Origin of the sequence: Congregibacter brevis (assembly GCF_045689245.1) — a bacterium.
Lineage (GTDB): Bacteria > Pseudomonadota > Gammaproteobacteria > Pseudomonadales > Halieaceae > Congregibacter > Congregibacter brevis.
In genome coordinates this window covers 2,994,463-3,019,846 of the sequence record NZ_CP136865.1, presented here as the reverse complement: position 1 = coordinate 3,019,846, position 25,384 = coordinate 2,994,463, and the positions used below count along the sequence as shown (strand labels likewise).

Here is a 25,384-nt window from a genome sequence, read left to right as displayed (position 1 = left end):
ATTGAGAGACTCCTTCCTGATGCTTGTTATCCCCGGCGCTTCCGCTTTGTCCCCTTTTCGGCAGCAGGCGCTAGAGCAACGTTTGCGAGCAAAATGGCCCGATGTGGCGCTCCTTCGCTGCGGGTTTGTGCACCTCGTAGACGGCGAGCCTCTTGATGAGGTGAGAGGAGAGCGTCTGCAGTCCCTATTGGCGCAGGCAGCTACCCCAGATTTTTGCCCGGCGGAGGCGCTCAATGAGGGTACTTGGCTCTTTGTAATGCCTCGCCCCGGGACGATCTCCCCTTGGTCAAGTAAAGCGACCGATATTGTCCGTGGTTGTGGTTTTGAGGCTGTGAAACGCGTGGAGCGTGTTTGCGCCTATGAGCTCAGGGGTGTCAGCCCTGAAAGCCCTGTTTGGGATGAGCTTGCTCTGGAGCTTCACGATCGGATGGTTGAAGCAACAACGGACAGCCTTGATGGGCTTGGGACGCTGTTTTCTTATTTGTCTCCGACCGAAAGTGCCGCTGTGGATGTTCTAGGCGAGGGGAGAGCTGCTCTGGTAGCCGCTAATCAGCGCTTGGGTTTGGCCTTGGCAGAGGATGAGATCTCCTATCTCTGTGAGAGTTTTACGAGTCTTGGGCGGAACCCCCGGGACGTTGAACTCATGATGTTTGCACAGGCCAACTCTGAGCACTGCCGTCACAAGATATTCAACGCGAGTTGGACCATCGACGGCGATGAGCAGGCAAAGAGCTTGTTCGCAATGATTAGAAATACTTATGCAGAAGCGCCCGAGGGTGTTCTCTCCGCTTACTCGGATAACGCAGCCGTAGTGGCAGGTCATGATGCCAGTCGATTTATTCCCTCGGGCACTTCTCGGGAGTACGCAACAAAGCCCCAAGCCGTGCATCTGTTGATGAAGGTTGAGACCCATAACCACCCGACGGCTATCGCGCCTTTTCCCGGTGCGGGAACGGGTGTTGGCGGCGAGATTCGTGATGAGGGAGCTGTGGGGCGAGGTTCAAAGCCAAAAGTAGGCTTAACCGGATTCAGCGTATCCAATCTGAAGATACCGGGCTTGCAGGAACCCTGGGAGCAAGACAACGGAAAGCCAGCACGTATCGCGTCGGCTTTGGACATCATGCTTGAGGCTCCCATCGGCGGTGCAGCCTTTAACAACGAGTTCGGTCGACCGAATATCTGCGGATATTTTAGAAGCTATGAACAACGGGTCGCACATTCGAGCACTCGCGGTAATAGCGCTGAGTATCAGGTCCGCGGCTACCACAAGCCCATTATGATAGCGGGTGGTTTTGGCAATATCGCCGCGGAGCACGTTGACAAACCTGAGTTCTCGCCGGGAGCAGCTCTTCTGGTGTTAGGTGGGCCTGCGATGCTTATTGGCCTGGGCGGCGGTGCGGCTTCAAGTATGGCCAGCGCCGACGGTCAGGAGTCTCTTGATTTTGCATCAGTACAACGTCAGAACCCGGAGATGGAGCGTCGTTGCCAGGAAGTTATTGACCGCTGTTGGCAGTTAGGTGAGGGAAACCCCATAGCGTTTATTCATGACGTGGGTGCTGGCGGTCTGTCCAACGCTCTACCGGAGCTTGTGAAAGACGGTGGTTGCGGTGGTCTGTTCTCTCTTCGTGATGTGCCCTGCGATGATCCGGGAATGTCGCCCCTAGAGATTTGGTGTAACGAAAGTCAGGAACGCTATGTACTTGCAGTTATGCCTGAGCGATTAAACGAGTTTAAAGCCATCTGTGCGCGGGAGCGCTGTCCCGTAGCGGTCGTGGGAGAGGCTACGTCTGAAAAGGCGATCGTGGTTACCGACACACACTTTGACGATGAGCCCGTTGCCATGCCCATGCCGGTGTTATTCGGCAAGCCACCTAAAATGCATCGCAACGATCAGCGCTTGGCGCCGCCCTCAGTAGAGTTTTCTGCGAAGCCGTCTGTAGAAGAGGCTTTGCACCGCGTGCTGGGACTCCCTACGGTCGCCAGCAAGAGCTTCTTGATCACCATTGGTGATCGAACTGTGACCGGTCTGGTCGCAAGAGATCAAATGGTGGGTCCATGGCAGGTGCCGGTAGCTGATTGCGCCGTATCACTGGTGAGCTATGACTCGGAGATGGGTGAGGCGATGGCGATGGGGGAGCGCACGCCCGTAGCCCTTTTGAGTAGTCCAGCTTCCGCAAGAATGGCTGTCACCGAGGCGATCACCAATATCTGCGCGGCACCCGTTGCGAGTCTCAGTGATATTCGTTTGTCGGCAAACTGGATGTGTGCGGCGGATACACCTGGAGAAGGAGCGGCCCTATTTGACGCCGTACATGCTATTGGCGAAGAGCTATGCCCGGCACTGGGAATCGCGATACCCGTAGGCAAAGACTCCATGTCTATGCAAACCCGTTGGAATGAGAACGGTGAATCTCATTCAGTGACGGCACCCATGTCGTTGGTTGTGTCGGCTTTCGCTCCAGTGGGTGATACCGCAAAGACCCTCACTCCAATGCTGCAATCTAACTCGGAACTGAGTCTCGTGCTCCTAGATCTTGGACGCGGCAAAGCCCGCCTCGGTGCCTCAGCGCTGGCTCAGGTCTACGGGGAGTTGGGTGCGGAGCCCGCTGATCTCGATAGCCCGGAGGATCTTCGGGCGTTTTTTGAGCTGCTGCGTTGGGGTAAAGATCGCGGAGATGTGGTGGCCTATCACGATCGTTCTGATGGCGGCCTGGCCGTCACCCTCCTGGAGATGGCTTTCGCGGGACGCTGTGGCCTCGAAATTTCTCTGCCTGAAAGTAGCGAGGTGCTGGCTGCTCTATTCTGCGAGGAGCCCGGTGCCGTTGTACAAATCCCGAAGTCCCAGCTGGCTGACTGGTCGTCTCAGGCGGAACAGCTGGGTATCGGTGACTGCCTGCATACCCTGGGTTATGCCCGAGGGGATGAGCAGGTGAGAATTTGGGCAGGGGATGAGCTCCTGATAGACACCATGCGAGGTGCCTTGCAGGAACGCTGGAGCCAGTGCAGCCATGCGCTGCAAAGGCTGCGGGATAACCCTGATTGTGCCGATGAAGAATGGGCGCGCATTAGTGCTCCGGATCCGGGCTTGTCGGTCCACAGGAGTCCTGCGGAGTCTGAACTGTCCGCGCCTAGGATCAACACGGGCGCAAAACCGCGCGTGGCCGTGCTTAGAGAGCAAGGGGTGAACGGACAGGTGGAAATGGCTGCGGCCTTTGATCGCGCCGGATTTACTTCTGTGGATGTCACTATGAGTGACCTTGTGGCGGGGGAAGCAAGCCTCAGAGACTTTGCTGGCCTCGTGGCCTGTGGTGGCTTTTCTTTTGGCGATGTTTTGGGCGCTGGGGAGGGCTGGGCAAAGTCCATCTTGTTCAATCCGCAACTGAGAGACAGTTTTAGCGAGTTCTTTCTGCGGCCCGACAGTTTTGCTCTGGGAGTCTGTAATGGGTGCCAGATGCTGTCGGTACTCCGAGAGCTGATTCCTGGCAGCGAACACTGGCCGTGGTTTCGACGGAATCGCTCAGAGCAGTTTGAGGCGAGGCTTTCAATGGTGGAGATTGGAGACTCCCCCTCCGTGTTTCTGCAGGGTATGGCGGGCTCCCGTTTGCCTATCGCCGTAGCTCATGGCGAGGGGCGGGCGGTTTTTGCGGATAATGCGGCTCAGGAAAGTTGTGAGTCAGCGCAGCTGGTTGGCCTTCGCTACATTGAAAACAGCGGTGAGATCGCCAAGCGGTATCCGGCAAACCCTAATGGCTCGCCCTCGGGAATCACGGGTGTATGCAGTGAGAGTGGCAGAGTGACAATCATGATGCCCCATCCAGAGCGGGTCATTCGTGCCCGGCAATTTTCCTGGGCTCCGGACGATATGCCTGAGGAATCGCCCTGGTTGGACCTGTTCCGGAATGCGCGGACTTACATCGGGTGAATTTTCGGCCCTTGAGACCTAGCGGCCAGCGTCTATAATGCGCCACCTTTATTCTCGGTGGCATAGGATCAAGCGATGTACGTTTGATGTGGCCACCGCATTACTGCAGACCACGGCATGCTCAATCGTTATCCAATCTGGAAATATCTGATCGTTTTGGTCGTCGTTCTCGGCGGCGCTTTGTACGCATCCCCCAACCTCTACGCCCCTGACCCGGCCTTGCAAATAGCCGGTGAAAGCAGCGGCACGCTCATCGATGAGCGACTGCTTAGTCGAGCAACGAACGCGCTCAATGAAGCGGGTATCGAGCACTTTGGAGAGATTCTAGAACCCTCTGGCCGAAGTGCGCTGATCCGATTGCGAAAGCAGGAAGCGCAGTTACGGGCTCAATCCGTAGTTTCGAGGGCGCTCGGTGATGGCTACATCATTGCCCTTAACTTGGCAGAGACCACTCCCGAGTGGCTGACAGGATTGGGTGGTCAGCCCATGAAGCTTGGGCTTGATCTGTCCGGGGGTGTGCACTTTAAGCTGGAAGTTGATACTGCAGCCGCTGTAGAGCGACGCATGGAGTATTACCTTAACGCTACCAAGCGCTCGCTCCGTGAAGAGCGTATTCGTGGTTTTGTGGGTCTCGATGGTGATCGTGCTGTAGTCGGGCGGTTCCGCAGCGAAGACCTTCGTGAGCAGGCGCGCAGCCTTATCTCTGATGCATTTCCCGAGCTATTGCTCGACCGCGTTGATGAAGAAGACGAGTTCATGATTTATGCGCGGATGACCGACGTCACTGTCGACGAGATCATTGATTACTCGGTGAGTCAAAACCTCACCACGCTGCGGAATCGCGTCAACGAGCTTGGGGTATCAGAGCCTTTAGTACAGCGTCAGGGTAGAAATCGAATCGTTGTAGAGCTGCCGGGTATTCAGGACACTGCCGAGGCTAAGCGAATACTTGGAAAGGTAGCGAACCTTGAGTTTCGTCTGGTGGCTAACGCCGATGCGCCTGCAGCTGAGCGTCAACGTTTTGAGTATCGCAGCGCCGATCGCCAAGGGGCTACCGAGTATCTTGAGCGGGACATCATTATCACGGGAGAACGAGTCTCCAACGCTCAGGCGAGCTTCGATCAGAACGGTCAACCTAACGTACAAATCAGCCTCGATAGTGAGGGTGGAACGCTGATGTCCCGCGCGACGCGGAACAACGTTAAGCGCCGTATGGGTGTTTTGTTTATCGAGCGTAAATACCGCACTCGCTACGAGATGGACGAGGACGGTGAAGAGGTGGCTGTGAAAGTCCCCTACGATGAGAAGAAGCTGCTCACTGCGCCGGTTATTCAAAGCGCCTTGGGTGCGCAGTTTCAAATCACTGGGCTGGATAATCCCCTGGAGTCATCGGAATTAGCACTGATGCTTAGGGCGGGTGCGTTAGCTGCGCCAATCACCTTTGTCGAAGAGCGCACCGTGGGACCCTCGTTGGGAGCCGAAAATATTCGTTTGGGCGTGAAGTCGGTGCAGTATGGCCTCGCGCTCGTCGTGCTGTTCATGGTTGTTTACTACCGCGTGTTCGGACTCTGTGCGGTTACAGCGCTGACGGCCAACCTCGTTTTACTCGTCGCGATCATGTCGCTGTTAGGCGCTACGCTGACCTTGCCGGGTATCGCGGGTATCGTGCTTACCGTGGGCATGGCGGTGGATGCAAACGTGCTTATTTTCTCGCGTATCCGAGAGGAGCTCGGCAATGGATTGTCGCCACAGATGGCCATCCATTCAGGGTTTGAGCGAGCGGTGGCGACAATTCTTGATGCCAACATCACCACGTTGATCGTAGCGATTATTCTTTACGCGGTGGGCACCGGGCCAGTGAAAGGCTTCGCCGTTACCCTGTCCGTGGGCATCATCACTTCGATGTTTACCGCCATTATGGGCACCCGCTCACTGGTGAATTTGATCTACGGGGGACGTCGCGTGGGCACCCTGGCCATTGGCAGCGTACCCAAAATGGGAGATGCAGCATGAGAGTGATTGACTTCATGGGCAAGCGGCGTATCGCCGCTGTGTTCTCCGCGCTTCTTATTCTGACGGCGTTAGGTTCGCTGGTCGTCAAGCAATTGAACTGGGGTCTCGATTTTACCGGGGGCACCCTGGTAGAAGTGCACTACGCCGATTCAGCAAACTTGAACGAGATTCGTAGCACCCTGGCTGATGCGGGTTATGCCGGTGCCATTGTTGTCAGTTTTGGCACCGATAAGGATGTGCTGATTCGTCTGCCGGACGGCTACTCCGACGCTCAGGGCACTGAGATGCTGCAGACGCTGCAAGCGTCGTCGGGTGTTGATGTGGAGTTACGTCGTATTGAGTTTGTGGGACCGCAAGTAGGGGATGAGTTGCGAGAGCAGGGTGGGTTGGCGATGCTTCTGGCGCTGGGTCTCGTGATGCTTTACATCGCGTTTCGCTTTCAGTTTAAGTTTGCGGTCGGTGCTGTTGTCGCCTTGATTCACGACGTGATTGTGACCTTGGGTTTCTTCTCGATCATTGGTTTGGAGTTTGATCTAACGGTACTCGCGGCCTTGCTGGCCGTGATTGGTTATTCTTTGAACGATACGATTGTTGTATCCGATCGTATTCGTGAGAACTTCCGGAAGCTGCGTCGCGCTGAGCCGCTTGAGGTTGTGAACATTTCGTTGAGTGAGACCTTGGGCCGGACCCTGGTCACCTCGTTAACGACTTTGCTGGTGTTACTGGCGTTAGCGTTGTTCGGTGGAGAAATGATTTTTGGCTTCGCCGTGGCGCTGTTAGTCGGCGTAATGATTGGAACCTATTCGTCCATCTATGTTGCGTCCAACGTGCTCCTCAGCATGGGCGTTAGCAAAGAAGATCTGATGATTCCCATCAAAGAGGGTGCGGAGCAAGATGATTTGATGCCCTGATCGACGGATCAGGGCCTCTCAGACGCGTAGTTCTCAGACGCGTAGTTCTCAGACGCGTTGTTAGCAGTCGTTGGTATCAACTAAGCCGCGTCTTTTGGAGGGTCTCTAGGAGCGTAGCGTCTGGGTGGCTTTCAGCACTGCCTTAAAGCATTTTGGATTACCGCAGACGATGTCACCGTTATCCAGAAAGTTTTCCGCGCCATCAAAGTCCGAAACCAAGCCTCCGGCCTCACGCACCAAGAGTGCTCCGGCGGCCATATCCCACATAGACAAACCTTTTTCCCAGAATGCATCCAGGCGTCCTGCAGCGACATACGCCAGGTCAAGGGACGCAGCCCCAGCTCGGCGGATACCGGCGCACTGCCCTGCGAGCACTGCCAAGCTTTCAGCGTAAGCCGGAAGATGCGCATCCTCATGCCCTTTGAAAGGTATGCCCGTGCCTAGAAGCGCTCCATCGAGTGAGGCTAGCTTGCTCACGCGAATCCGATGCCCATTCAACTGAGCGCCACGTCCGCGGGAAGCTGTGAATTCTTCGCGACGAACAGGATCGACGATTACGGCGTGCTCGAGACGACCCTGATGGATGCAGCCTATCGATACCGCGTAGTGTGGAATGCCACGGATAAAGTTGGTGGTGCCATCCAGAGGGTCAATAATCCAGAGATAGTCCGCATCCTCGGGGCCGCTGCGGCCAGATTCTTCACCTAGGAAGGCGTGATCCGGGTAGGCACGCTGAAGTTGTCGGATGATTTCCTGCTCCGCAAGCTCATCGATATCTGAAACAAAATCGTTGGCGCTTTTCTTGCGCACACCGATGCGTTCAAGATCATCAGAGGCCCGCACAATAAGCTCTCCCGCTTTTCGGGCGGCGCGTAGGGCGATATTGGTCATCGGTTCCATGGAGAAAGACCTGCAGACAGAGTCGAAAAAGGCGCGCGAGTATACCAGAGGAGCGGGCTGTCAGCCGCACTGCTTTGTTACAATGTGCTTTTAACTTCTGGCAACAACATCACTCATGAATCCCGACCAAATTCGGATCGTACTCGTCGAGCCCAGTCATCCGGGTAACATTGGCGCCGTCGCGCGGGCAATGAAGACCATGGGGCTCGGTAAGCTGGTGCTCGTTGCGCCAGAGAAGTTTCCCGACGAGCAGGCCACCTGGCGTGCGGTATGGGCCAATGATGTGCTCGAGGCCGCGGAGGTGGTCGACAGTTTGGATGCGGCAATCGCTGATTGTGGTTTTGTAGTTGGCACCTGCGCTAGGGATCAGCGGCTGCCTTGGCCGGTGCTGGATCCGCGTCGTGCGGCCGTCGAAATGGCAACCAACTCCAAAAGGGGAGAGGTCGCGATTTTGTTCGGTAGAGAGGATAACGGGCTATCCAATGAAGAACTTATGCGCTGTAACCTGCATCTAGCGATTCCTACCAGTGATGCCTATAGCTCGTTGAACCTTGCTATGGCTGTGCAGATTGTTTGCTACGAGCTGCATATGCTTCAAACGGGCGACGAGCTCCCCCAAGACCCGAATGAGGGCTGGGACGAGCCGCTGGCTACGCAGGAGAACATTGAGCGCTTTTATGTCCATCTGGAGGAAACCTTGAGTCAAATAGGCTTCCTCAATCCGGCAGCTCCCCGGAAACTCATGCCGCGTTTACGGCGACTGTATAACCGTTTGGGCATGGATGAGATGGAACTGAACATTCTCCGCGGCATACTCACAGAAACTCAGAAGCGCAGTGAACCTGTGGATTGGGATCGACAGAGAGAAGGAAAAGCCTGATGTCTAGGGTTGTGTATTTCGACTACCTCTCCTCAACGCCAGTCGATCCCAGGGTCGCGGAGGCGATGAGCCAGTGTTTGACCCTAGAGGGCACCTTTGGGAATCCGGCGTCGCGGTCCCATCGCTATGGATGGGAGGCCGAGATGGCGGTCGAGACTGCCAGACAGCAGCTTGCATCGCTCATCAACGCCGACTTGCGGGAGGTGGCCTGGACGTCAGGGGCCACGGAGTCAGATAACCTTGCGTTAAAGGGGGTGTTCGCTGCGGCTCGTGAAGCGGGGAATGCAACACCACACATCGTAACGTCGGCTATTGAGCACAAAGCGATCCTGGACAGCTGTCGGTACCTGGAGACTCAGGGGGCGGCAGTGACTTACCTGCATCCTTCAGAGGACGGGCTCGTTCAGCCCGAGGTAGTGCGCGATGCGATACAGGGTAATACCTGCCTGGTAAGCGTGATGCACGCCAATAATGAAATCGGCACCATCAATGACATTGCGGAGATAGCGGCAATTTGTCGGTCCGCTGGGGTGCCGATCCATGTGGACGCTGCCCAGACCGTCGGCAAGATACCACTGGACGTAAAGGCACTGGACATTGATCTGTTGTCGATGTCCGCACACAAGTTTTATGGTCCCAAGGGGATTGGCGCGTTTTATCAGCGCAGAAGCCCCAAGGTTGCTGTGAACGCTCAGATGCATGGGGGAGGCCACGAGCGTGGGTTACGGGCGGGCACCCTGGCGACCCACCAAATAGTGGGTATGGGTTGTGCGGCGGCCATTGCCCAGGAGTCGCTATCGACGGAAGTGCAGCGACTGACAGCCTTGCGCGAGGCCCTGTGGTCCTCTTTGTCGGATATCGAAGGCTTGACCATGAACGGTCACCTCACCCAACGGCTGCCTGGCGCTTTAAACATCAGCGTCAGCGATGTCGAGGGGGAAGCCTTGCTACTGTCGCTGCCAGAATTTGCGATTTCAACAGGGTCTGCTTGTACCTCAGCCAGTTTAGAGCCTTCGTATGTGCTGCGCGCTTTAGGGCTGCCAGACGCGTTAGCGCACAGCTCCCTACGGGTGAGCCTTGGCCGGTTTAGCGATGAAAACGACGTGCGTCTCTTCAGTGAGCGTCTCCACGAGGTGGTCCCACGTCTTCGTCGAAGCGCTGCCTAGGCTTTTTTTGCTCGATTACTCAGCCACTTAAGTACTCTCAGGTAGGGTGCTATAGCGCCACAAAGTCCGTATAATCCCGCGCACTTTTTCGTCGCCCGACGATGCGTTCTAGAACGTAGGGTCCGGCGGTATCTTGTTGATTTTCATTAGTTCTGGAGAACGAACATGGCGGTGGAACGCACTCTTTCAATTATCAAGCCCGACGCAGTCGCGAAGAATCACATTGGCGAGATCTATGCTCGCTTTGAAGCCGCGGGTCTGCGTGTGGTTGCTTCTAAGATGATGCGTCTCAGCGACGTTGTCGCTGGAGGTTTCTATGCTGAGCATAAAGAACGTCCGTTTTTCCCAGCCCTTATCGAGTTTATGACTTCAGGCCCTGTTGTCGTTCAGGTACTGGAAGGTGAAGATGCGGTAACTACGAACCGTGACCTAATGGGTGCGACTAACCCTCAGGAAGCTGCTGCGGGAACCATCCGCGCAGACTTTGCCTCGTCCATCGACGCCAACGCGGTACATGGTTCAGATTCCACAACGTCTGCAGCACGTGAAATCGCTTACTTCTTCGCTTCAAGCGAAGTATGCGATCGCGACTAGGATTCTGTGTCAGAACTCATTGCCAGTAGCGAGCCCGTCGAGCGAGTTAATCTTCTCGGCATGAGCCGCGCCCAACTTGAGGAATTCTTCCTCGAGATGGGCGAGAAGCGTTTTCGCGCGCAGCAGCTCATGAAGTGGATGCACCACCACGGCGAGTGCGATTTCTCGGCAATGAGTAATCTGGGCAAGGGTCTTCGTGAGCGCCTGTCGGTAATCGCTGAGGTTCGTCCTCCTGAGGTGGAGTCGCAGCATGACTCCAGCGACGGTACGCGTAAATGGTTGGTGCATGTCGATGGGGGCGGTCTTGTGGAGACGGTACTGATCCCCGACGGTAACCGCGCCACCCTTTGTGTGTCGTCCCAGGTGGGCTGCAGTCTTGATTGCAGCTTTTGCTCAACGGGCAAACAGGGTTTTCAGCGCGACTTGAGCGCAGCTGAAATTATTGGCCAGGTTTGGCTGGCGATTAAGTCCTATGACGCGTTTCAGTCCGGAAACGGTCGCGTCGTGACCAATGTCGTCATGATGGGCATGGGTGAGCCGCTACTTAATTTCGACAACGTCGTAACGGCGATGAACCTGATGATGGACGACCTCGGCTATGGTATTTCCAAGCGCCGGGTGACTTTGAGTACCTCGGGCGTTGTCCCGGCGTTGGATAAGCTCGCAGAAGTTAGCGAGGCAAGCTTGGCAGTTTCGCTCCATGCGCCAAACGACGAGCTTCGCAACCAGCTTGTGCCAGTCAACAAGCGCTACCCGATTGCTCAATTGCTTGACAGCGCAAAACGCTATATCGATGCCCAAAAAGACAAGAAGCGGGTCGTCACGATTGAATACACGTTAATGGCGGGTATCAACGACCAGCAGGACCAAGCCCGTGAGTTGGCGGTATTGCTGGCCGATTTTCCCTGCAAAATTAATCTGATTCCTTTCAATCCCTTCCCAAACTCAGGCTATGAACGTCCCAGTGGCAATGCGGTCTCGCGCTTCTGGCAGGTGCTGGTAGACGCGGGATATGTCGTAACCGTGCGTACTACGCGCGGAGATGATATAGATGCAGCTTGTGGACAGCTTGTCGGTGAGGTCGTGGATAGAACACGCCGCAGCGCCAGGCACCGTCAGAACGCAGAAGCCGCTTTGGAGTTGGGAGCATGATTCGCGCTTTACCGCTAGCTACAGTACTTATCCTCGCGGGCTGTGTGACCGAGACGGAGACGGTTTTCACCGAGCCTCCATCGCCGCAAAAAGCTATGGAAACCCGCGTATCTCTGGCCCGCCAGTACATTGGTCAGGGAAACTGGGAAGACGCCAAGCGTAACCTTAAGGTCGCAGCAGAGCTCGATAGCACCAACCCGGAAGTCTACGAAGCCTTTGCTTTGGTATATCAGAGCACCGGCGAGTTCGAATTGGCGGAGGACAGTTTTCAAAGGGCCATCAGCCTTGATAAGAGTTTTTCTCGCGCTCGGAACAACTACGCTGCCTTCTTGTATGGCCAGGAGCGTTATCGCGAAGCTGAAGCTCAGCTCCAAGAGGTTGTAAAAGATACCTTGTATAGCGCTCGACCGCAGGCGTTTTTGAATTTAGGCCTTTGTCGTCTCAAATTGTTTGATGAGAGAGGCGCGGAAGAGGCGTTTTTACGCACTCTTGCTATGCAGTCAGGAAATACCACGGCTTTGCTCGAGGTGGCCCAGTTGAGAGTGGATGCGAAGGACAGTCGCAACGCGACCCTCTACTATGATAAATATCGCCGTCTGGTTCGGCAGCAAAGTTCCCGTGGGCTTTGGTTGGGGATTCGACTGGCGAGAATGACTGGGGATTCGGATGCTGCGAGCAGTTATGCCTTAGCCCTACGAAATTTGTACCCTGATTCGCCTGATTACGATGCTTATCGTCGCTCCGTGAATTCAGGGCAGCAAGAGAGTAGCAGCGATGAATAAGAATAAGCCCTCACCGATTAAAAGACGTAAGAGCCGACAGATTCATGTTGGTAATGTCCCGGTTGGTGGCGACGCACCCATCAGCGTTCAAAGCATGACCAACACTGAAACCTGTGATGTAGAAGCAACGGTAGGGCAAATTGCTGCTTTGGAAGCCGCGGGTGCAGATATCGTAAGGGTTTCCGTGCCCAGTATGGATGCCGCTGAAGCCTTCAAACAAATACGCGCGCAAGCCAAACTGCCATTGGTTGCTGATATCCACTTTGACCACAATATCGCGCTCAAAGTGGCGGAATATGGCGTTGATTGTCTGCGCATCAACCCCGGTAACATTGGTCGAGACGACAAAGTAAGGGAAGTCATCGCCTCGGCGCGCGACAAGGGTATCCCTATTCGAATTGGCGTAAACGCGGGCTCCATCGGTAAAGAGCTCCAGCGAAAGTATGGAGAGCCCACTGCCGAAGCGTTGGTAGAGTCTGCGATGCATCACGTGGATATTTTGGATAAGCACGATTACCCGGACTTTAAGGTCAGCGTTAAAGCGTCAGAAATTTTTATGGCAGTGGACGCGTACCGTCTGCTGGCGAAAGAGATCGATCAACCCCTGCACTTGGGGATCACCGAAGCGGGCGGTTTTCGTGGCGGCACCGTGAAGTCCTCCATCGGCCTCGGCATGCTGTTGTACGAAGGAATCGGTGACACGATCCGTATTTCCCTCGCGGCTGATCCGGTGCAAGAGGTCAAGGTGGGCTTTGATATTCTTAAAAGCCTGAAGCTTCGAAGCAATGGGATCAATTTTGTAGCCTGCCCCAGCTGCTCCAGGCAGAACTTTGACGTCATCGGCACGATGAATGAGCTTGAGCAGCGGCTCGACGATATTCGTACGCCTATGGATGTTGCCGTGATCGGTTGCATCGTGAACGGCCCGGGAGAGGCTCGGGAAGCGGACGTGGGTTTGACTGGAGCTACGCCGAGCAATCTGATCTACGTCGATGGTGAGCCTGATCACAAGGTCAGCAATAACGAGTTTGTGGATCATCTTGAAGGCGTTATTCGTGCTCGAGCGGCAAAGCTTGATGAAGAGCGTGCCGAGGCAGACGCCAAACTCATCGCGCGTTCCGCGTCCTGACGGCAGGTCCTACGACTAGCCCTTTTATTTAACGACAGGATCAACATACCAACATGGATGCACTGCGATCGATTCGCGGCATGAACGATATCTTGCCGGCGGACACGGGCCATTGGCAGTTTCTGGAGAGCCGCGTCGCTGAATTGCTCGAGCGTTACGGCTACGGCGAAGTCCGTTTACCCATCGTTGAGTCATCGGCGTTGTTTAGCCGTTCCATCGGTGAAGTCACCGATATCGTCGAAAAAGAGATGTACAGCTTCGAGGATCGAAATGGCGACAGCATCAGCCTGCGCCCCGAGGGTACAGCCGGTTGTGTTCGCGCGGCGATTCAAAATAACTTGATCGCGAGTCCCTGCAGACTTTGGTATAGCGGCCCGATGTTCCGTTATGAACGCCCGCAAAAAGGCCGGCAACGTCAGTTCCATCAGATTGGCGCTGAGATATTTGGTTATGCGACGCCAGATGCGGATGCCGAGTTAATCCTAATGCTGGCGCGTTTGTGGCGCACTTTAGGTATCGCTGACGCCGTGAACCTGGAAATAAACAGCATAGGCAGCTCAGAGTCCAGAGCCAGTTACCGCGCGGCTCTAGTGACGTATTTGGAGCAACACCGCGACGCCCTGGACGAAGATAGTCAGCGGCGCCTTGAGAGTAATCCCTTGCGGATACTCGATAGCAAGAACCCAGAAACGCAGTTGCTATTAAACGATGCCCCGGCACTGGTGGATTACTTGGATGAGGATTCTCTTGAGCACTTTGCTGCGCTCAGGCGGTATCTTGATACAGCCGGCGTGAGGTACACGGTCAATCCCCGCCTGGTTCGCGGTTTGGACTACTACAACAAGACTGTCTTTGAGTGGGTTACCGACAAGTTGGGTGCTCAGGGTACGGTCTGCGCCGGAGGGCGTTACGACGCTCTGGTTGGGCAGCTCGGGGGCCGAGATACCCCTGGGGTCGGCTTCGCTATGGGGATGGAGCGTTTGCTACTCATGCTTGAAGCTTGTGAGCAATTACCCGAAGCGCGGTCTCCCGACCTTTTTGTCGTAGCAGCGGGTGCTGACGCGCACGAAGCGGCGTTAGCGGCGGTGGAGGGGCTACGAAACGCGCAACCCGAGCTGCATATTGTGCAACAGTTGGGCGGTGGCAGCTTTCGGAGCCAGATGAAAAAAGCCGACCGAAGTGGCGCGGCGTTGGCATTGCTCTGGGGCGAAGACGAAGTCGCCGCTGGGGAAGTGACAATTAAACCTTTACGAGATGGGCAGGAGCAAGTTCGCCTGCCTGTGGCTGACCTCTCTGATAAGGTCTCCACTCTTTTACAACAACAAACGCATTAAGCAGGAATCCGCACGTGGAAAGTTACCGCAGTGAAGAAGAACAGGTCGAAGCGTTAAAGCGCTGGTGGAAAGAGAACGGTCGCAGCACGATGATCGGCGTAGTGTTGGCCCTAGGCTTGGGCTTTGGGTGGCAGGCCTGGCAAAAGAATCAGGATGTCGCTGCTCAAAATGCGTCGAACCTTTACCAGCAGATGCTGCAGGCTTTGTCTGCGGAAGAGGGGCAAACTTCGACTATTGGAAGGCAGATAGCTACGGAACTCAAAGACAGTCACCGGGGTTCGGTGTATGCGCAGTTCGCCGCGCTTCATTTGGCACGGTTGGCAGTGAATGATGGGGAGCCGGCCTTGGCAGAGCAAGAGCTCCGCTGGGTTCTCGCGATGGCCGATGCTCAGGATGATGTTCATCAGGTAGCTCAATTGCGTCTCGCACGCGTGCTGGCCTCGCAGGACAAGCAGGACGAGGCCCTTACTATTTTGCAAGGAGCCAATACCGACTTTGTTGCATCCTATGCATTGGCCCGCGGTGATATTTTGCTTTCCCAGGGCCGTGAAGCTGATGCTCTTGCCGCGTACGAAAGTGCCGCGGCAGCGCTTGAAGACGGAGCGCCTATCCCTCAGACGCTGCAGGACAAACTTGAGTACCTCGGTGCCCGACTGCAAGCAACGGTAGCGGAGGCGGGCTGAGGTGAGTTTTTTGCGTACCACCGCCTTGTTAATGCTGCTGGCGACTCTAGCGGGTTGCGAGACTGTCTCCAGCTTTTTTGAGATGGGCGACGACGAAGATCCGCAACAACCAGCCGAACTCATGGATATCGAAAATCAGCTCGATGTCCGAAAATTATGGTCGGTAGGCGTGGGTGATGGTCAAGGAGATGGTCTTTACAAGCTTCAACCGATTATCGATGACGACATCATTTACGTCGCTGCGGCCGAGGGTGAGGTTCGCGCCATAAATCGCCGCGACGGCTCGACCATCTGGAAACAAGAGTTGGAGCTAGGCTTGTCGGGTGGTGTAGGTCATTACGAAGATTCCCTGTTTTTGGGCGGTAGCGACGGCTTGGTTATGCGCCTTGATGCCTCTAGCGGCGAGACGCTTTGGATGAGTGAGGTCAGTGGAGAAGTACTGGCCGCGCCGCAAAGTAATGGTCGGGTTGTCGTTGTGCAAAGCTACGACGGTCGGCTTTATGGTTTTGATTATGAAACTGGCGAGCGTATGTGGCGCTACGACAGCAATCTGCCCGTACTGACTATCCGAGGAACCAGTACTCCGATTCTGGACGGCGGGGTGGTGTACGCAGGTTTTGCTACCGGACGCGTTCTGGCCTTCGATGCATTGGACGGTACCATCCGCTGGGAGGCTCGCGTGGCGATTCCTCAGGGCCGCTCAGAGATCGAGCGTATCGTAGACGTTGACGGCACTATGGCCTTAGCGGGTACGGAGCTTTATGTGGCGAGCTATCAAGGACGAATTGCAGCACTGGACACTCGCACAGGTCGCAAGCTATGGCAGCGCAATGTGTCTTCTTTCTATGGCGTTTCTCAGGGCTTTGGCAATGTGTACATCACGGAAGAGGGCGGCACGATTACGGCGTTTTTACGCAATGGCCAGGGCGTGCGCTGGGAACAGCCAGCGCTAGCTTGGCGAGCACTGTCTCGACCGATACCCGTCAGCAGTTATCTAGCGGTGGTAGATTTTGAAGGCTATCTGCACTTGCTCTCGCAGGTCGATGGTGAGTTTCTCGCCCGAATTCGACCCGATAGCGATGGCGTTCGGGCCGACATGCTCGCCGACGGCACGATTCTCTATGTTTACTCAAACGGCGGAAAGCTCATCGCCTATGATATTCGGCCCAGGTCCTAAGCAGCGTGTTGCCGGCTATTGCACTAGTAGGACGCCCTAACGTCGGTAAGTCGACGCTGTTTAATCAGCTCACTAGGTCCCGCGATGCTCTCGTGGCCAACCTGTCTGGACTCACGCGGGATCGCAAGTACGGCGAAGGGCGCAGCGAGGATCGTGCGTTTATTGTCATCGATACGGGCGGTGTGAGTGGTGATGAGGAAGGGATAGATGCCGTTATGGCAGAGCAGTCTCTTCTCGCCATCGATGAAGCCGATATCGTGCTACTACTGGTTGATGCCCGCGATGGCTTGAATCCGGTAGATGAGCAACTGGTCCAGTATCTTCGTCAGCAAAGTCGAGAGTTTCATCTTGTGGTGAATAAGATCGACGGACGCGATCCTGATGTCGCCGTCAGCGACTTTCACTCGCTGGGCATCGCCTCCATGCATGCCATAGCAGCGGCGCATGGACGCGGCGTGCGGCAGATGATCGAATCGGTACTTGAGACGGTGCCTGTTCCCGAAGAGCCCGATGTGGTTGAGGAAGATGAGGGCGGTACCCGGGTGGCTATTGTCGGGCGTCCCAATGTTGGCAAATCCACGCTCGTGAACCGAATTCTTGGGGAAGACCGCGTTGTCGTCTACGATCAACCGGGCACGACGCGCGACAGCGTCTACGTCAATTTCCTTCGTGAGGGTCGTCCCTACACCCTTATCGATACCGCCGGTGTCCGGCGCCGGAAGAATGTTCGGGAAGCGGTTGAGAAATTCTCGATTATTAAAACTCTCAGCGCGATCAGTGATGCAAACGTAGTTGTGCTTCTGGTCGACGGTCAGGAGGGGTTGGTCGATCAGGACCTTCATCTGCTTGGACACTGCCTGGAAGCGGGACGGGCATTGGTTCTTGCAGTGAACAAGTGGGATGGCCTGGATCCTGACCAAAGAGACGTCGTGCGGTCGGAGCTTGATCGACGGCTCCGCTTCGTCGATTTTGCAGATACGCACTTCATTTCGGCCCTGCACGGATCGGGTGTGGGAACATTGTTTGGTTCCATAGATGCGGCCTATGCCGCAGCGATGCAACCCATGGGCACCAGCCGTCTCACCCGAATCCTTGAAGATGCTGTCTCAGACCACCCGCCGCCTTTGGTGAATGGTCGACGCATTAAGCTACGCTATGCGCACGCAGGAGGAAGAAATCCTCCGCGCGTTGTTGTGCATGGTAATCAGACCGATAAGGTTCCAAGCAGCTATCAGCGGTACCTCGAGAAGGCTTTTAGTCGCAGTCTTGAGCTGACAGGCACTCCCCTGCGCATAGAGTTTCGCAGCAGTGATAACCCGTTTGCGGGACAGCGGAACAAACTGACCAATCGTCAGATAAATCGAAAGCGACGTTTAATGGCCCACGTCAAACAAGCCAAGAAGAGTAAACAGCAGAAAAAACGTCGCTAAGCACCATGCTATCCCCTGGCGACGAAACCTCACAGCAGATCGATCAGTTTGTAGATGCCTTCTATGAGCGCGTGCTTGCAGACCCACTGCTCGCCCCCATGTTTCTGGAAGTCGCGCGTATCAACCTAGCTGAGCACTTGCCCAGAATTAAAGCCTACTGGCGGAAAATGCTTCTGGGCCACAGTGACTACCGACGTCATATGATGCAAAAGCATCGAGAGGTGGATGCGATAAAACACATGACGCCAGAGCACTATGAAAGGTGGCTAAGCCTGTTCGAAGATACCCTCGAAAAACAGCCCCTGGGGACGTCTAGCGAACGAGCCTTCACACTCGCACGACGAGTTGCAGGGAATATGCGACAGAATCTGCAGCGGTTTTCGGGTTAAACCTAAAATAATTATTAGAAAAACACCATAAAACACTGTTTTAATTAAATTAAATCTGTATTTTTACTGGATTTTCGAGCGCTTGCCAGCGCGAGATTGGGTGCTATAGTCCACCATAACACCCAAGGAAATACGGTACAGAACAATGATTAGTCTCCGCAAAGGAATGACTGCCTCAACTTCAAGACACATGCTGCTGCCCGCACTTGTGTTCCTTGCATGTGCATCGTTAAGTGCCGCTGGCGGTGGCGCCCTGGCGGCCCTCTGTCTTGTGCCGGCGGGGTTGGCTATCGAGGCAGCGCGGAGCGGTGAGAGCAAGGACCCCAGCCGAGGCTCGCACAATGTATAAGCTGCTAGGAGCAACAGCGGTTTCGGGCGTTCTGGCTTTGAGTGCTTTTTCTCCGCTGGTAGCTGCCGAGGACGAGACCCGTCGCGTAGAGGGTCTCGATTTCGATGAAATAGTGGTGCTTGGCAGCGCTGAGGTCGAAATTAGCCAGGGCGATGAGCTGGCATTGCAGCTACGGGGGCCTGCCAAGTACCTCGACTCCGAGCCTTTCTATGTAAAGCGTGACACGCTGGTTCTTGGGGCGCGCAAAAGGGATGGAAAGAGAGACAGCCGATTGCGCTTTCGTATCGTTATGCCGGAACTCCGGGAGTTAAACGTGAAGGGCTCGGGCACGGTCTATATCAAGCCCTTTGAATTCGATACTTCCACTCGATCAGCGCCCTTGTTGGCGGTTGACGGATCCGGCGAGATAAACGCCTTTGAGCTTACGGGCCAAGCACTTGAAGTCCGTGTAGAGGGGTCGGGTGACTTCAGAGCCGTCAGTATCGAAGTTGCAGAGCTGGAGGCCGTCGTGGCTGGCAGTGGGAATCTCTTTATAGAGACGCTGAAGGCTGACTCTGGTGAGTTTGTAGTGACCGGATCAGGGGACTTGCGAGTGACTGAGGGAGGGTACGTAGACACGTTGGAAGTCAACGTGGTGGGCTCTGGTGATATTCGTATGCCGGCGGTAGGGGCTCGCCGGGCAGAGACCAACATTGTTGGTTCCGGATCTGCATCGATTGGCGAAGTCAGTGAACAGCTCAATGCGTCGATCCTGGGGAGTGGTGATGTCGTACACGGCGGCACGCCCAGCATTGAGAGTGTTGAGCTCGGCAGTGGAGAAGTTCGTCGCCGCGACTAGGTCGCGCGACGGAATTGATTATGGAGTGGATTGAAGGACAGCCCATTTACCGCCAGTTGCGCGATCTGGTTATCCAGCGCGTGATGGACGGTAGCTTTCCCGAAGGGGAGGCGATTCCATCGGTTCGCCAGGTGGCGACGGATTACCGTATCAATCACCTGACCGTGGGAAAGGCCTATCAGGAACTGGTAGAGATGGGCTTGCTCGAGAAACGCCGAGGCCTCGGAATGTTTGTGGCGACAGGGGCGAGGGGTTCGCTGACAAACGAAGAGCAGCAGCGGTTTTTGGAGGAAGAACTTCCAGCTTTTGTTGCCCGCATTCGTATGCTGGGCCTGGAGATGGAAGAAGTAATGGAAAAGATCATGAAGACGCAGGGGAATTTAAATGCAGACCATCATTGAGGCGCAGAACCTACGGCGCAGCTTCGGTGATCTTCGTGCCGTGGATGGCGTTGACCTGACTGTTTCATCAGGCAATGTTATTGGCCTGATCGGACCGAACGGAGCGGGGAAGACCACGTTGCTAAAGGCTCTGCTGGGTCTCACCAGCTGTGAGGGTGATCTTTCTGTTCTGGGATACTCCCCTATGGCGGATCGCGGTCTCATGATGGAAGAGGTTTGCTTTATCGCGGACACAGCCGTGTTGCCGCGTTGGATGCGGGTCAGGGAATTACTTGATTACGTAACAGGCACTCATGTGCGATTTAATCGCGATCAGGCGGAGGCTTTTCTGGCGTCCACTGATGTCGAACAGGATCGCAGGGTGGGTGATCTATCCAAAGGTATGACTGTGCAGCTTCATCTCGCCATCGTTATGGCAATTGATGCGCGTCTCCTCATTCTTGATGAGCCGACGCTAGGTCTGGATATCTTGTTTCGCAAACGTTTCTACGAGCAGCTGATCAACGATTACTTTGACGGTGAGCGCACGATTCTGGTGTCTACGCACCAGGTTGAGGAGATCCAAAACATTTTGACTCACGTCATGTTTATGCACCATGGCAAATTGATTCTCCACGAATCCATTATGGATATTGAGGAGCGTTTTCAAGAGGTACATGCCCTTGGTGACGCCGCAGTAAAGGCAGCGCAGATGCCCTACATTGGCAAGCGCAACATCTTGGGTGGCAAGGCGTTCATTTTCGAGAAAGCGAATGGGGCAGAGCTAGCCGGATTGGGGGAATTGAGGACGCCCTCGGTCTCCGATTTGTTTGTGGCAAAGGTGGGGGGATAGAGACATGGCTACCACCCAAACAACACAGTTTGTAACGCTGCTGCAGCGGGAGTTTCGCGAGTACAAGAACTCTCTTTTCTGGACACCCATCATCACCGCAGTAGTGCTTGCCGTTCTCATGCTGGGCAGTGTTGTTCTTGTTAACAGGGTTAGTGTTATTGGGGACACTATTCTTGAGGCGATGATGCGCAAGGGCAGCGATAACGTAAACATCTCGATCAGCATTGGTGAAGACGGAGAGCAGCAGGTAACCGTCGTTGAAACGTCGAGAGTTGAAACGTCAAATCAAGATCTATCGCCGGGCACCACAGCAAGTGGCGGAGTCGATGTTAGTGGGAGTCGTGATGGCCCGCCGGGACCCCCAACTGCACCCCAGACGCCCCCATACCAGGTCTTCGTGGAGCAAGGATCCAGTGAAGAGCTGTGGAACTTTTCGCGGGAGTGGAACTTTAACCCCACTAGCGATAAGACAAAGGTGGGCGACGACGATGATGGCTTTGATGAGATGAGCGGGCGAGAGCTAAACGTCATGCTCAGTGTTGTTCACGGCATCCTAGTTCTGATCTTACTGCTCACGACGGTTAACTATTTGCTTAGTTCTCTCTATGACGACCGCAAAGACCGCAGCGTTTTATTCTGGCGCTCTATGCCCGTAACGGAGTGGCAGATCGTGCTGTCAAAGTTTGTCGTGGCCTTGATCTGTGCGCCGCTCATTTACATAGCCATAAGCCTGCTACTGCAATTGGCCTACGTGCTGCTGATGATGTTGCTGGTGGCACGAATGGATCAGGACCCCTTTGAAGTGGTCGTTAGCAATATCGACTTCGTGGCGCTGATGATTGATCCCATTAGTGGCTGGGTCATGACCGCACTCCTGATAGCGCCCGTGTATGCCTGGCTGCTATGTGCTTCGGCATTGGCACGCCGTTCACCATTTCTAATGGCAGTAACGCCGTTTATGGCATTGATGGCCGCCGAGTATGTTTTCTTCGGTACCGAATTTGTTGATAACGCGGTCAGCCGCCATTTTCCCCATGTTTCAGATACCACCGCGGTAGGTTTCTACCTCTTCGGACCCGATTGGATGGCTGTGGACCTGCTGAGTGTCGCAGCCGGGCTGGTCTTCGCGGGTATCGCACTGGCAGCGGCGGTCTGGTTGAGAGCGCACCGTTGGGAGCTGAACTGAGGGGCATAAGCCCCTCGGCTAGGACACCACCGAAATTCACTAGATGAATATCACACATATAAAACATCGATTAGGGTTATAGTGGTCTAATGTCCTAAAATTCACTCGTTGATGAAGCCGCGTCTGCGGCTGAATTTTTTGAGTCACTTTTTAGGAATTGGATCTATGAGCTACCAACAAGAAATCCAGGCTGCGGCAGAGATTGTTTCTACCAATGGCGACAGCTGGAAAGACATCAATCCTGAGCATGCCGCACGCATGCGTCTTCAGAACCGGTTCCAGACCGGCTTAGATATCGCCCGGTACACTGCTGGAATCATGCGTAAGGATATGGCGGATTACGACGGCGATACGTCCCAGTACACCCAATCTCTGGGTTGCTGGCACGGCTTTATCGGTCAGCAAAAGCTGATCGCTATCAAAAAGCACTTCGGGGATACCAACAAGCGCTACCTCTACTTGTCGGGATGGATGATCGCGGCGTTGCGCAGTGAGTTTGGTCCTCTTCCTGACCAATCCATGCACGAGAAAACATCTGTTTCCGGCCTCATTGAAGAGCTGTACACCTTTCTTCGCCAGGCGGATGCCCGAGAGCTGGGCGGGCTGTTTCGAGAGCTGGACGCGGCGCGTAAAGCGGGTGATGAAGTTACCGCAAAAGCGATCGAAACCAAGGTAGATAACTTTCAGACTCACGTAGTACCCATCATTGCGGACATCGACGCGGGCTTCGGTAACGCGGAGGCGACCTACCTCTTAGCCAAGAAAATGATTGAGGCTGGCGCTTGTGCTATCCAGATCGAAAACCAGGTGTCTGACGAGAAGCAGTGCGGCCACCAGGACGGAAAGGTTACCGTTCCCCATGAAGACTTCCTCGCCAAGATTCGCGCGGTACGCTACGCATTTCTTGAATTAGGTGTGAACGACGGTGTTATCGTCGCTCGAACCGATTCACTGGGCGCTGGCCTCACCAAGCAAATCGCCGTGACTCATACCCCGGGCGATTTGGGCGACCAGTACAATAGTTTTCTTGATTGCGATGAAATTGAAGCTTCGGAGCTATCCAGTGGCGACGTGGTCATCAACCGTGGCGGAAAACTACTCCGTCCCAAGCGGCTGCCATCTAATCTTTATCAGTTCCGTAAGGATACGGGTGTTGAGCGAGTGGTGCTGGACTGCATCACTTCTTTGCAAAACGGCGCTGACTTGCTGTGGATTGAAACTGAGAAGCCTCATGTCGGCCAGATCGCAGAGATGGTTAACACCATCCGCGAAACAGTACCTAGTGCAAAACTCGTCTACAACAACTCTCCGTCTTTCAATTGGACCCTGAACTTCCGACAGCAAGTGTTTGATGCGTGGAGTGCAGCAGGGCAGGACGTTTCTGCCTATGATCGCGATAAGCTCATGGCCGTGGACTACGACAGCACAGATCTGGCTATGGAAGCTGATGAGCGTATCCGTACTTTCCAAGCCGACGCGGCTCGCGAAGCGGGTATTTTCCATCACTTGATCACTCTGCCTACTTACCACACCGCAGCCTTGTCGACGGACAACTTGGCGAAGGAATACTTCGGCGAGGCGGGCATGCTGGGCTACGTTAAAGGTGTACAGCGTCAGGAAATTCGTCAGGGAATTGCCTGTGTGAAGCACCAGAACATGGCGGGTTCCGACATGGGTGATGATCACAAAGAGTACTTTGCTGGTGATGCAGCCCTTAAGGCAGCGGGAGAAGACAATACGATGAACCAGTTCGGCTAATACCGACGGTTTTCCATCAGAGCCCGGCTAGCGATAGTCGGGCTTTTTTTTTGCCCCGTCTTCTGTTCCATTTTTTTACGCTAGACTGCAGCGCTGGGCTGGTGTCCGGGAACATGCAGGGCTCTTTAAGCTTTTAGCTGTAATAGATTGGAGGATTGGCGAGTGACAGTTTTCAATTGTAAGACCGCGAGTAAGCGAATTGGGAGCGTGGCTATCGGCGCTCTCTCATTGCTTTTCGCGTTGGCTTACTCCAAGGCGAGCACTGCCGATGAATGCGACGGTTTTGGCGCCGATGATTATCTCTGTGGAATTCCCAGCGCCGAGGATCTTGTCCAGGTGCCGGAGTCGCACTGGATTATCGCCAGCGGTTTTGCCTTGCCGCCTGCGCTCAGCCTGATTGATTCTCGAAATAAAGTGTGGGAGCCGTTGTACTCCAACACGCGGAACCGTGCGGATCATGACGAGGAACAGTTTTCAGAGTGCCCTGGCGCACCTGATCCCACGACCCTCCTTACTCATGGGCTGGACATTATTAGCCATGGGAATGGGCACTCCACCCTATACGCGGTGGGGCATGGAGGTAGAGAAGCGATTGAGGTATTCGATGTCTACATCGCAGGGCCTGACTCCAAGCCAGCGCTAACCTGGATAGGGTGTGTTTTAACGCCCGACGGGCTTGAGGCCAATAGCGTTGCAGCACTGCGCGACGGCAGCTTGCTGGCAACGGTCCCCTTGGAAGAGGGTCAAAACTTTGCAGCGGCGATGCAGGGCACGGTGACGGGCGCCGCTTATCACTGGTCCGCGAAAGAGGGGAGTTGGAATCGCCTCGACACTACTGCGCAGCCTTATGCTAATGGCATTGCCGTCTCGGCTGATGAGTCGGAGTTTTACATAGCGTCATCGGGTTTGGCGAACGTTACGGCCTATAAGCTCGGTGAGGCGATGGATGCGATGTGGAGCACTGCGACACTCCCTGTGGTTCCCGATAATCTTCACCGCAATAGCGAAGGTCAGCTCATTACGGCCGGGATGGTTCTCGAGTACCCGGATTGCAATCCCTACAACGAGCAAGGGGAGGTGGAACTCGCCCTCTTTGCCAGCTGCCCGCGACCGTACAAAGTGTTATCACTGGACCCCGATTCTCAGGCGGTGAGCGTTGTGGCATCGAATACGGCAAGCCCGGTGTTTAGCAATGTCACCATGGCAGTCGTTGTGGATGGCACGCTATGGGTGGGTACTTTTGGAGGTGACCGAATAGCCTACCGAAGTGTAGGCGAAGCTGTGAAGTAGGGGCTCAAGGGCCGGATTTCATTGGGTATTCAGGGCCCTAATCAGCCCCCTGTTTTCATTGACTTGAGTGTGGTCGAGCTGTACCGTGCACGCAGCTAAAAGTAAGTCTCGTGTTTATGTTCTTCGTTGCGTGTTCTCTCAGTAGTTCGTCGTCCTGCAGGTTCTAACAAAAGTCTTTTTGCGGCTATTACCGCCTCTCGCAGCTGGTGCTCATATAATGCGCCACTGCTGATGCAGCATTAATTTATTATCTACAGGAAAATGACGT

Annotated in this window: 21 protein-coding genes; 20 read left to right on the top strand and 1 reads right to left on the bottom strand. The window is 54.9% G+C overall.

Annotation, left to right across the window (positions count from 1 at the left end; genetic code table 11):
• Window positions 1-19 precede the first annotated feature (19 nt).
• From purL to secF, 3 genes are all read left to right on the top strand, one after another.
• Window positions 20-3,922, top strand: coding sequence for a phosphoribosylformylglycinamidine synthase (gene purL / locus R0137_RS13390; protein WP_407326909.1), 3,903 nt, complete (start codon window positions 20-22; stop codon window positions 3,920-3,922).
• Between the two features lie 117 nt (window positions 3,923-4,039).
• Complete coding sequence (gene secD / locus R0137_RS13385; protein ID WP_407326908.1) at window positions 4,040-5,935, top strand: protein translocase subunit SecD; 1,896 nt, start codon at window positions 4,040-4,042, stop codon at window positions 5,933-5,935.
• Complete coding sequence (gene secF / locus R0137_RS13380; protein WP_407326907.1) at window positions 5,932-6,846, top strand: protein translocase subunit SecF; 915 nt, start codon at window positions 5,932-5,934, stop codon at window positions 6,844-6,846. The genes secD and secF overlap by 4 nt, the downstream gene beginning before the upstream one ends.
• 105 nt (window positions 6,847-6,951) lie before the next feature.
• Here secF and R0137_RS13375 read toward each other — a convergent pair whose 3' ends face one another.
• Complete coding sequence (locus R0137_RS13375; RefSeq protein ID WP_407326906.1) at window positions 6,952-7,746, bottom strand: inositol monophosphatase family protein; 795 nt, start codon at window positions 7,744-7,746, stop codon at window positions 6,952-6,954.
• Between the two features lie 115 nt (window positions 7,747-7,861).
• Between R0137_RS13375 and R0137_RS13370 the strand changes: the two genes are divergently transcribed.
• From R0137_RS13370 to R0137_RS13290, 17 genes are all read left to right on the top strand, one after another.
• The gene (locus R0137_RS13370; protein ID WP_407326905.1) at window positions 7,862-8,626 is read left to right on the top strand and encodes an RNA methyltransferase; all 765 of its coding nucleotides are present in this window, start codon (window positions 7,862-7,864) and stop codon (window positions 8,624-8,626) included.
• Window positions 8,626-9,792, top strand: coding sequence for an aminotransferase class V-fold PLP-dependent enzyme (locus R0137_RS13365; RefSeq protein WP_407326904.1), 1,167 nt, complete (start codon window positions 8,626-8,628; stop codon window positions 9,790-9,792). The genes R0137_RS13370 and R0137_RS13365 overlap by 1 nt, the downstream gene beginning before the upstream one ends.
• 165 nt (window positions 9,793-9,957) lie before the next feature.
• Window positions 9,958-10,386, top strand: coding sequence for a nucleoside-diphosphate kinase (gene ndk / locus R0137_RS13360; protein WP_405269770.1), 429 nt, complete (start codon window positions 9,958-9,960; stop codon window positions 10,384-10,386).
• 60 nt (window positions 10,387-10,446) lie between these two features.
• Window positions 10,447-11,538, top strand: coding sequence for a 23S rRNA (adenine(2503)-C(2))-methyltransferase RlmN (gene rlmN, locus R0137_RS13355; protein WP_407330022.1), 1,092 nt, complete (start codon window positions 10,447-10,449; stop codon window positions 11,536-11,538).
• Window positions 11,535-12,320 carry a type IV pilus biogenesis/stability protein PilW gene (gene pilW, locus R0137_RS13350; RefSeq protein WP_407326903.1) on the top strand — a complete coding sequence of 262 codons (786 nt, stop codon included), beginning with the start codon at window positions 11,535-11,537 and terminating at the stop codon, window positions 12,318-12,320. The genes rlmN and pilW overlap by 4 nt, the downstream gene beginning before the upstream one ends.
• Window positions 12,313-13,449 (top strand): flavodoxin-dependent (E)-4-hydroxy-3-methylbut-2-enyl-diphosphate synthase, encoded by a 1,137-nt coding sequence (gene ispG, locus R0137_RS13345; protein WP_407326902.1) that lies wholly within the window; start codon window positions 12,313-12,315, stop codon window positions 13,447-13,449. Before pilW ends, ispG begins: the two co-directional genes overlap by 8 nt.
• Before the next feature lie 53 nt (window positions 13,450-13,502).
• Window positions 13,503-14,783 carry a histidine--tRNA ligase gene (gene hisS, locus R0137_RS13340; protein ID WP_407326901.1) on the top strand — a complete coding sequence of 427 codons (1,281 nt, stop codon included), beginning with the start codon at window positions 13,503-13,505 and terminating at the stop codon, window positions 14,781-14,783.
• A gap of 14 nt (window positions 14,784-14,797) precedes the next feature.
• The gene (locus R0137_RS13335; RefSeq protein ID WP_407326900.1) at window positions 14,798-15,466 is read left to right on the top strand and encodes a YfgM family protein; all 669 of its coding nucleotides are present in this window, start codon (window positions 14,798-14,800) and stop codon (window positions 15,464-15,466) included.
• Window position 15,467: 1 nt separating this feature from the next.
• Window positions 15,468-16,643 (top strand): outer membrane protein assembly factor BamB, encoded by a 1,176-nt coding sequence (bamB, locus tag R0137_RS13330; protein ID WP_407326899.1) that lies wholly within the window; start codon window positions 15,468-15,470, stop codon window positions 16,641-16,643.
• Window positions 16,644-16,648: 5 nt separating this feature from the next.
• The gene (gene der / locus R0137_RS13325) at window positions 16,649-18,073 is read left to right on the top strand and encodes a ribosome biogenesis GTPase Der (RefSeq protein ID WP_407326898.1); all 1,425 of its coding nucleotides are present in this window, start codon (window positions 16,649-16,651) and stop codon (window positions 18,071-18,073) included.
• A gap of 5 nt (window positions 18,074-18,078) precedes the next feature.
• On the top strand, window positions 18,079-18,462 hold the full coding sequence (locus R0137_RS13320; RefSeq protein ID WP_407326897.1) for a group III truncated hemoglobin: 384 nt from the start codon (window positions 18,079-18,081) through the stop codon (window positions 18,460-18,462).
• A 341-nt stretch (window positions 18,463-18,803) separates the two neighbouring features.
• Window positions 18,804-19,649 (top strand): GIN domain-containing protein, encoded by an 846-nt coding sequence (locus tag R0137_RS13315; protein WP_407326896.1) that lies wholly within the window; start codon window positions 18,804-18,806, stop codon window positions 19,647-19,649.
• Between the two features lie 20 nt (window positions 19,650-19,669).
• Entirely contained in the window at window positions 19,670-20,050 is a 381-nt protein-coding gene (locus tag R0137_RS13310) for a GntR family transcriptional regulator (RefSeq protein ID WP_407326895.1), read from the top strand.
• Window positions 20,034-20,882: an ABC transporter ATP-binding protein gene (locus tag R0137_RS13305; protein WP_407326894.1), complete on the top strand. Its 849-nt coding sequence runs from the start codon at window positions 20,034-20,036 to the stop codon at window positions 20,880-20,882. The genes R0137_RS13310 and R0137_RS13305 overlap by 17 nt, the downstream gene beginning before the upstream one ends.
• 4 nt (window positions 20,883-20,886) lie before the next feature.
• Complete coding sequence (locus tag R0137_RS13300) at window positions 20,887-22,068, top strand: hypothetical protein (RefSeq protein ID WP_407326893.1); 1,182 nt, start codon at window positions 20,887-20,889, stop codon at window positions 22,066-22,068.
• A gap of 165 nt (window positions 22,069-22,233) precedes the next feature.
• A complete protein-coding gene (locus R0137_RS13295; protein ID WP_407326892.1) occupies window positions 22,234-23,826 on the top strand; it encodes an isocitrate lyase in 1,593 nt (530 codons plus the stop codon).
• Window positions 23,827-23,988: 162 nt separating this feature from the next.
• On the top strand, window positions 23,989-25,116 hold the full coding sequence (locus R0137_RS13290; RefSeq protein ID WP_407326891.1) for a hypothetical protein: 1,128 nt from the start codon (window positions 23,989-23,991) through the stop codon (window positions 25,114-25,116).
• Window positions 25,117-25,384: the final 268 nt, after the last annotated feature.

What these genes read in the sequence shown, in the direction of transcription:
- purL (WP_407326909.1), top strand. Translation starts at nt 20, where the DNA reads ATGCTTGTTATCCCCGGCGCTTCCGCTTTGTCCCCTTTTCGGCAGCAG.
- secD (WP_407326908.1), top strand. Translation starts at nt 4,040, where the DNA reads ATGCTCAATCGTTATCCAATCTGGAAATATCTGATCGTTTTGGTCGTC.
- secF (WP_407326907.1), top strand. Translation starts at nt 5,932, where the DNA reads ATGAGAGTGATTGACTTCATGGGCAAGCGGCGTATCGCCGCTGTGTTC.
- R0137_RS13375 (WP_407326906.1), bottom strand. Translation starts at nt 7,746, where the DNA reads ATGGAACCGATGACCAATATCGCCCTACGCGCCGCCCGAAAAGCGGGA.
- R0137_RS13370 (WP_407326905.1), top strand. Translation starts at nt 7,862, where the DNA reads ATGAATCCCGACCAAATTCGGATCGTACTCGTCGAGCCCAGTCATCCG.
- R0137_RS13365 (WP_407326904.1), top strand. Translation starts at nt 8,626, where the DNA reads ATGTCTAGGGTTGTGTATTTCGACTACCTCTCCTCAACGCCAGTCGAT.
- ndk (WP_405269770.1), top strand. Translation starts at nt 9,958, where the DNA reads ATGGCGGTGGAACGCACTCTTTCAATTATCAAGCCCGACGCAGTCGCG.
- rlmN (WP_407330022.1), top strand. Translation starts at nt 10,447, where the DNA reads ATGAGCCGCGCCCAACTTGAGGAATTCTTCCTCGAGATGGGCGAGAAG.
- pilW (WP_407326903.1), top strand. Translation starts at nt 11,535, where the DNA reads ATGATTCGCGCTTTACCGCTAGCTACAGTACTTATCCTCGCGGGCTGT.
- ispG (WP_407326902.1), top strand. Translation starts at nt 12,313, where the DNA reads ATGAATAAGAATAAGCCCTCACCGATTAAAAGACGTAAGAGCCGACAG.
- hisS (WP_407326901.1), top strand. Translation starts at nt 13,503, where the DNA reads ATGGATGCACTGCGATCGATTCGCGGCATGAACGATATCTTGCCGGCG.
- R0137_RS13320 (WP_407326897.1), top strand. Translation starts at nt 18,079, where the DNA reads ATGCTATCCCCTGGCGACGAAACCTCACAGCAGATCGATCAGTTTGTA.
- R0137_RS13315 (WP_407326896.1), top strand. Translation starts at nt 18,804, where the DNA reads ATGTATAAGCTGCTAGGAGCAACAGCGGTTTCGGGCGTTCTGGCTTTG.
- R0137_RS13310 (WP_407326895.1), top strand. Translation starts at nt 19,670, where the DNA reads ATGGAGTGGATTGAAGGACAGCCCATTTACCGCCAGTTGCGCGATCTG.
- R0137_RS13305 (WP_407326894.1), top strand. Translation starts at nt 20,034, where the DNA reads ATGCAGACCATCATTGAGGCGCAGAACCTACGGCGCAGCTTCGGTGAT.
- R0137_RS13300 (WP_407326893.1), top strand. Translation starts at nt 20,887, where the DNA reads ATGGCTACCACCCAAACAACACAGTTTGTAACGCTGCTGCAGCGGGAG.
- R0137_RS13295 (WP_407326892.1), top strand. Translation starts at nt 22,234, where the DNA reads ATGAGCTACCAACAAGAAATCCAGGCTGCGGCAGAGATTGTTTCTACC.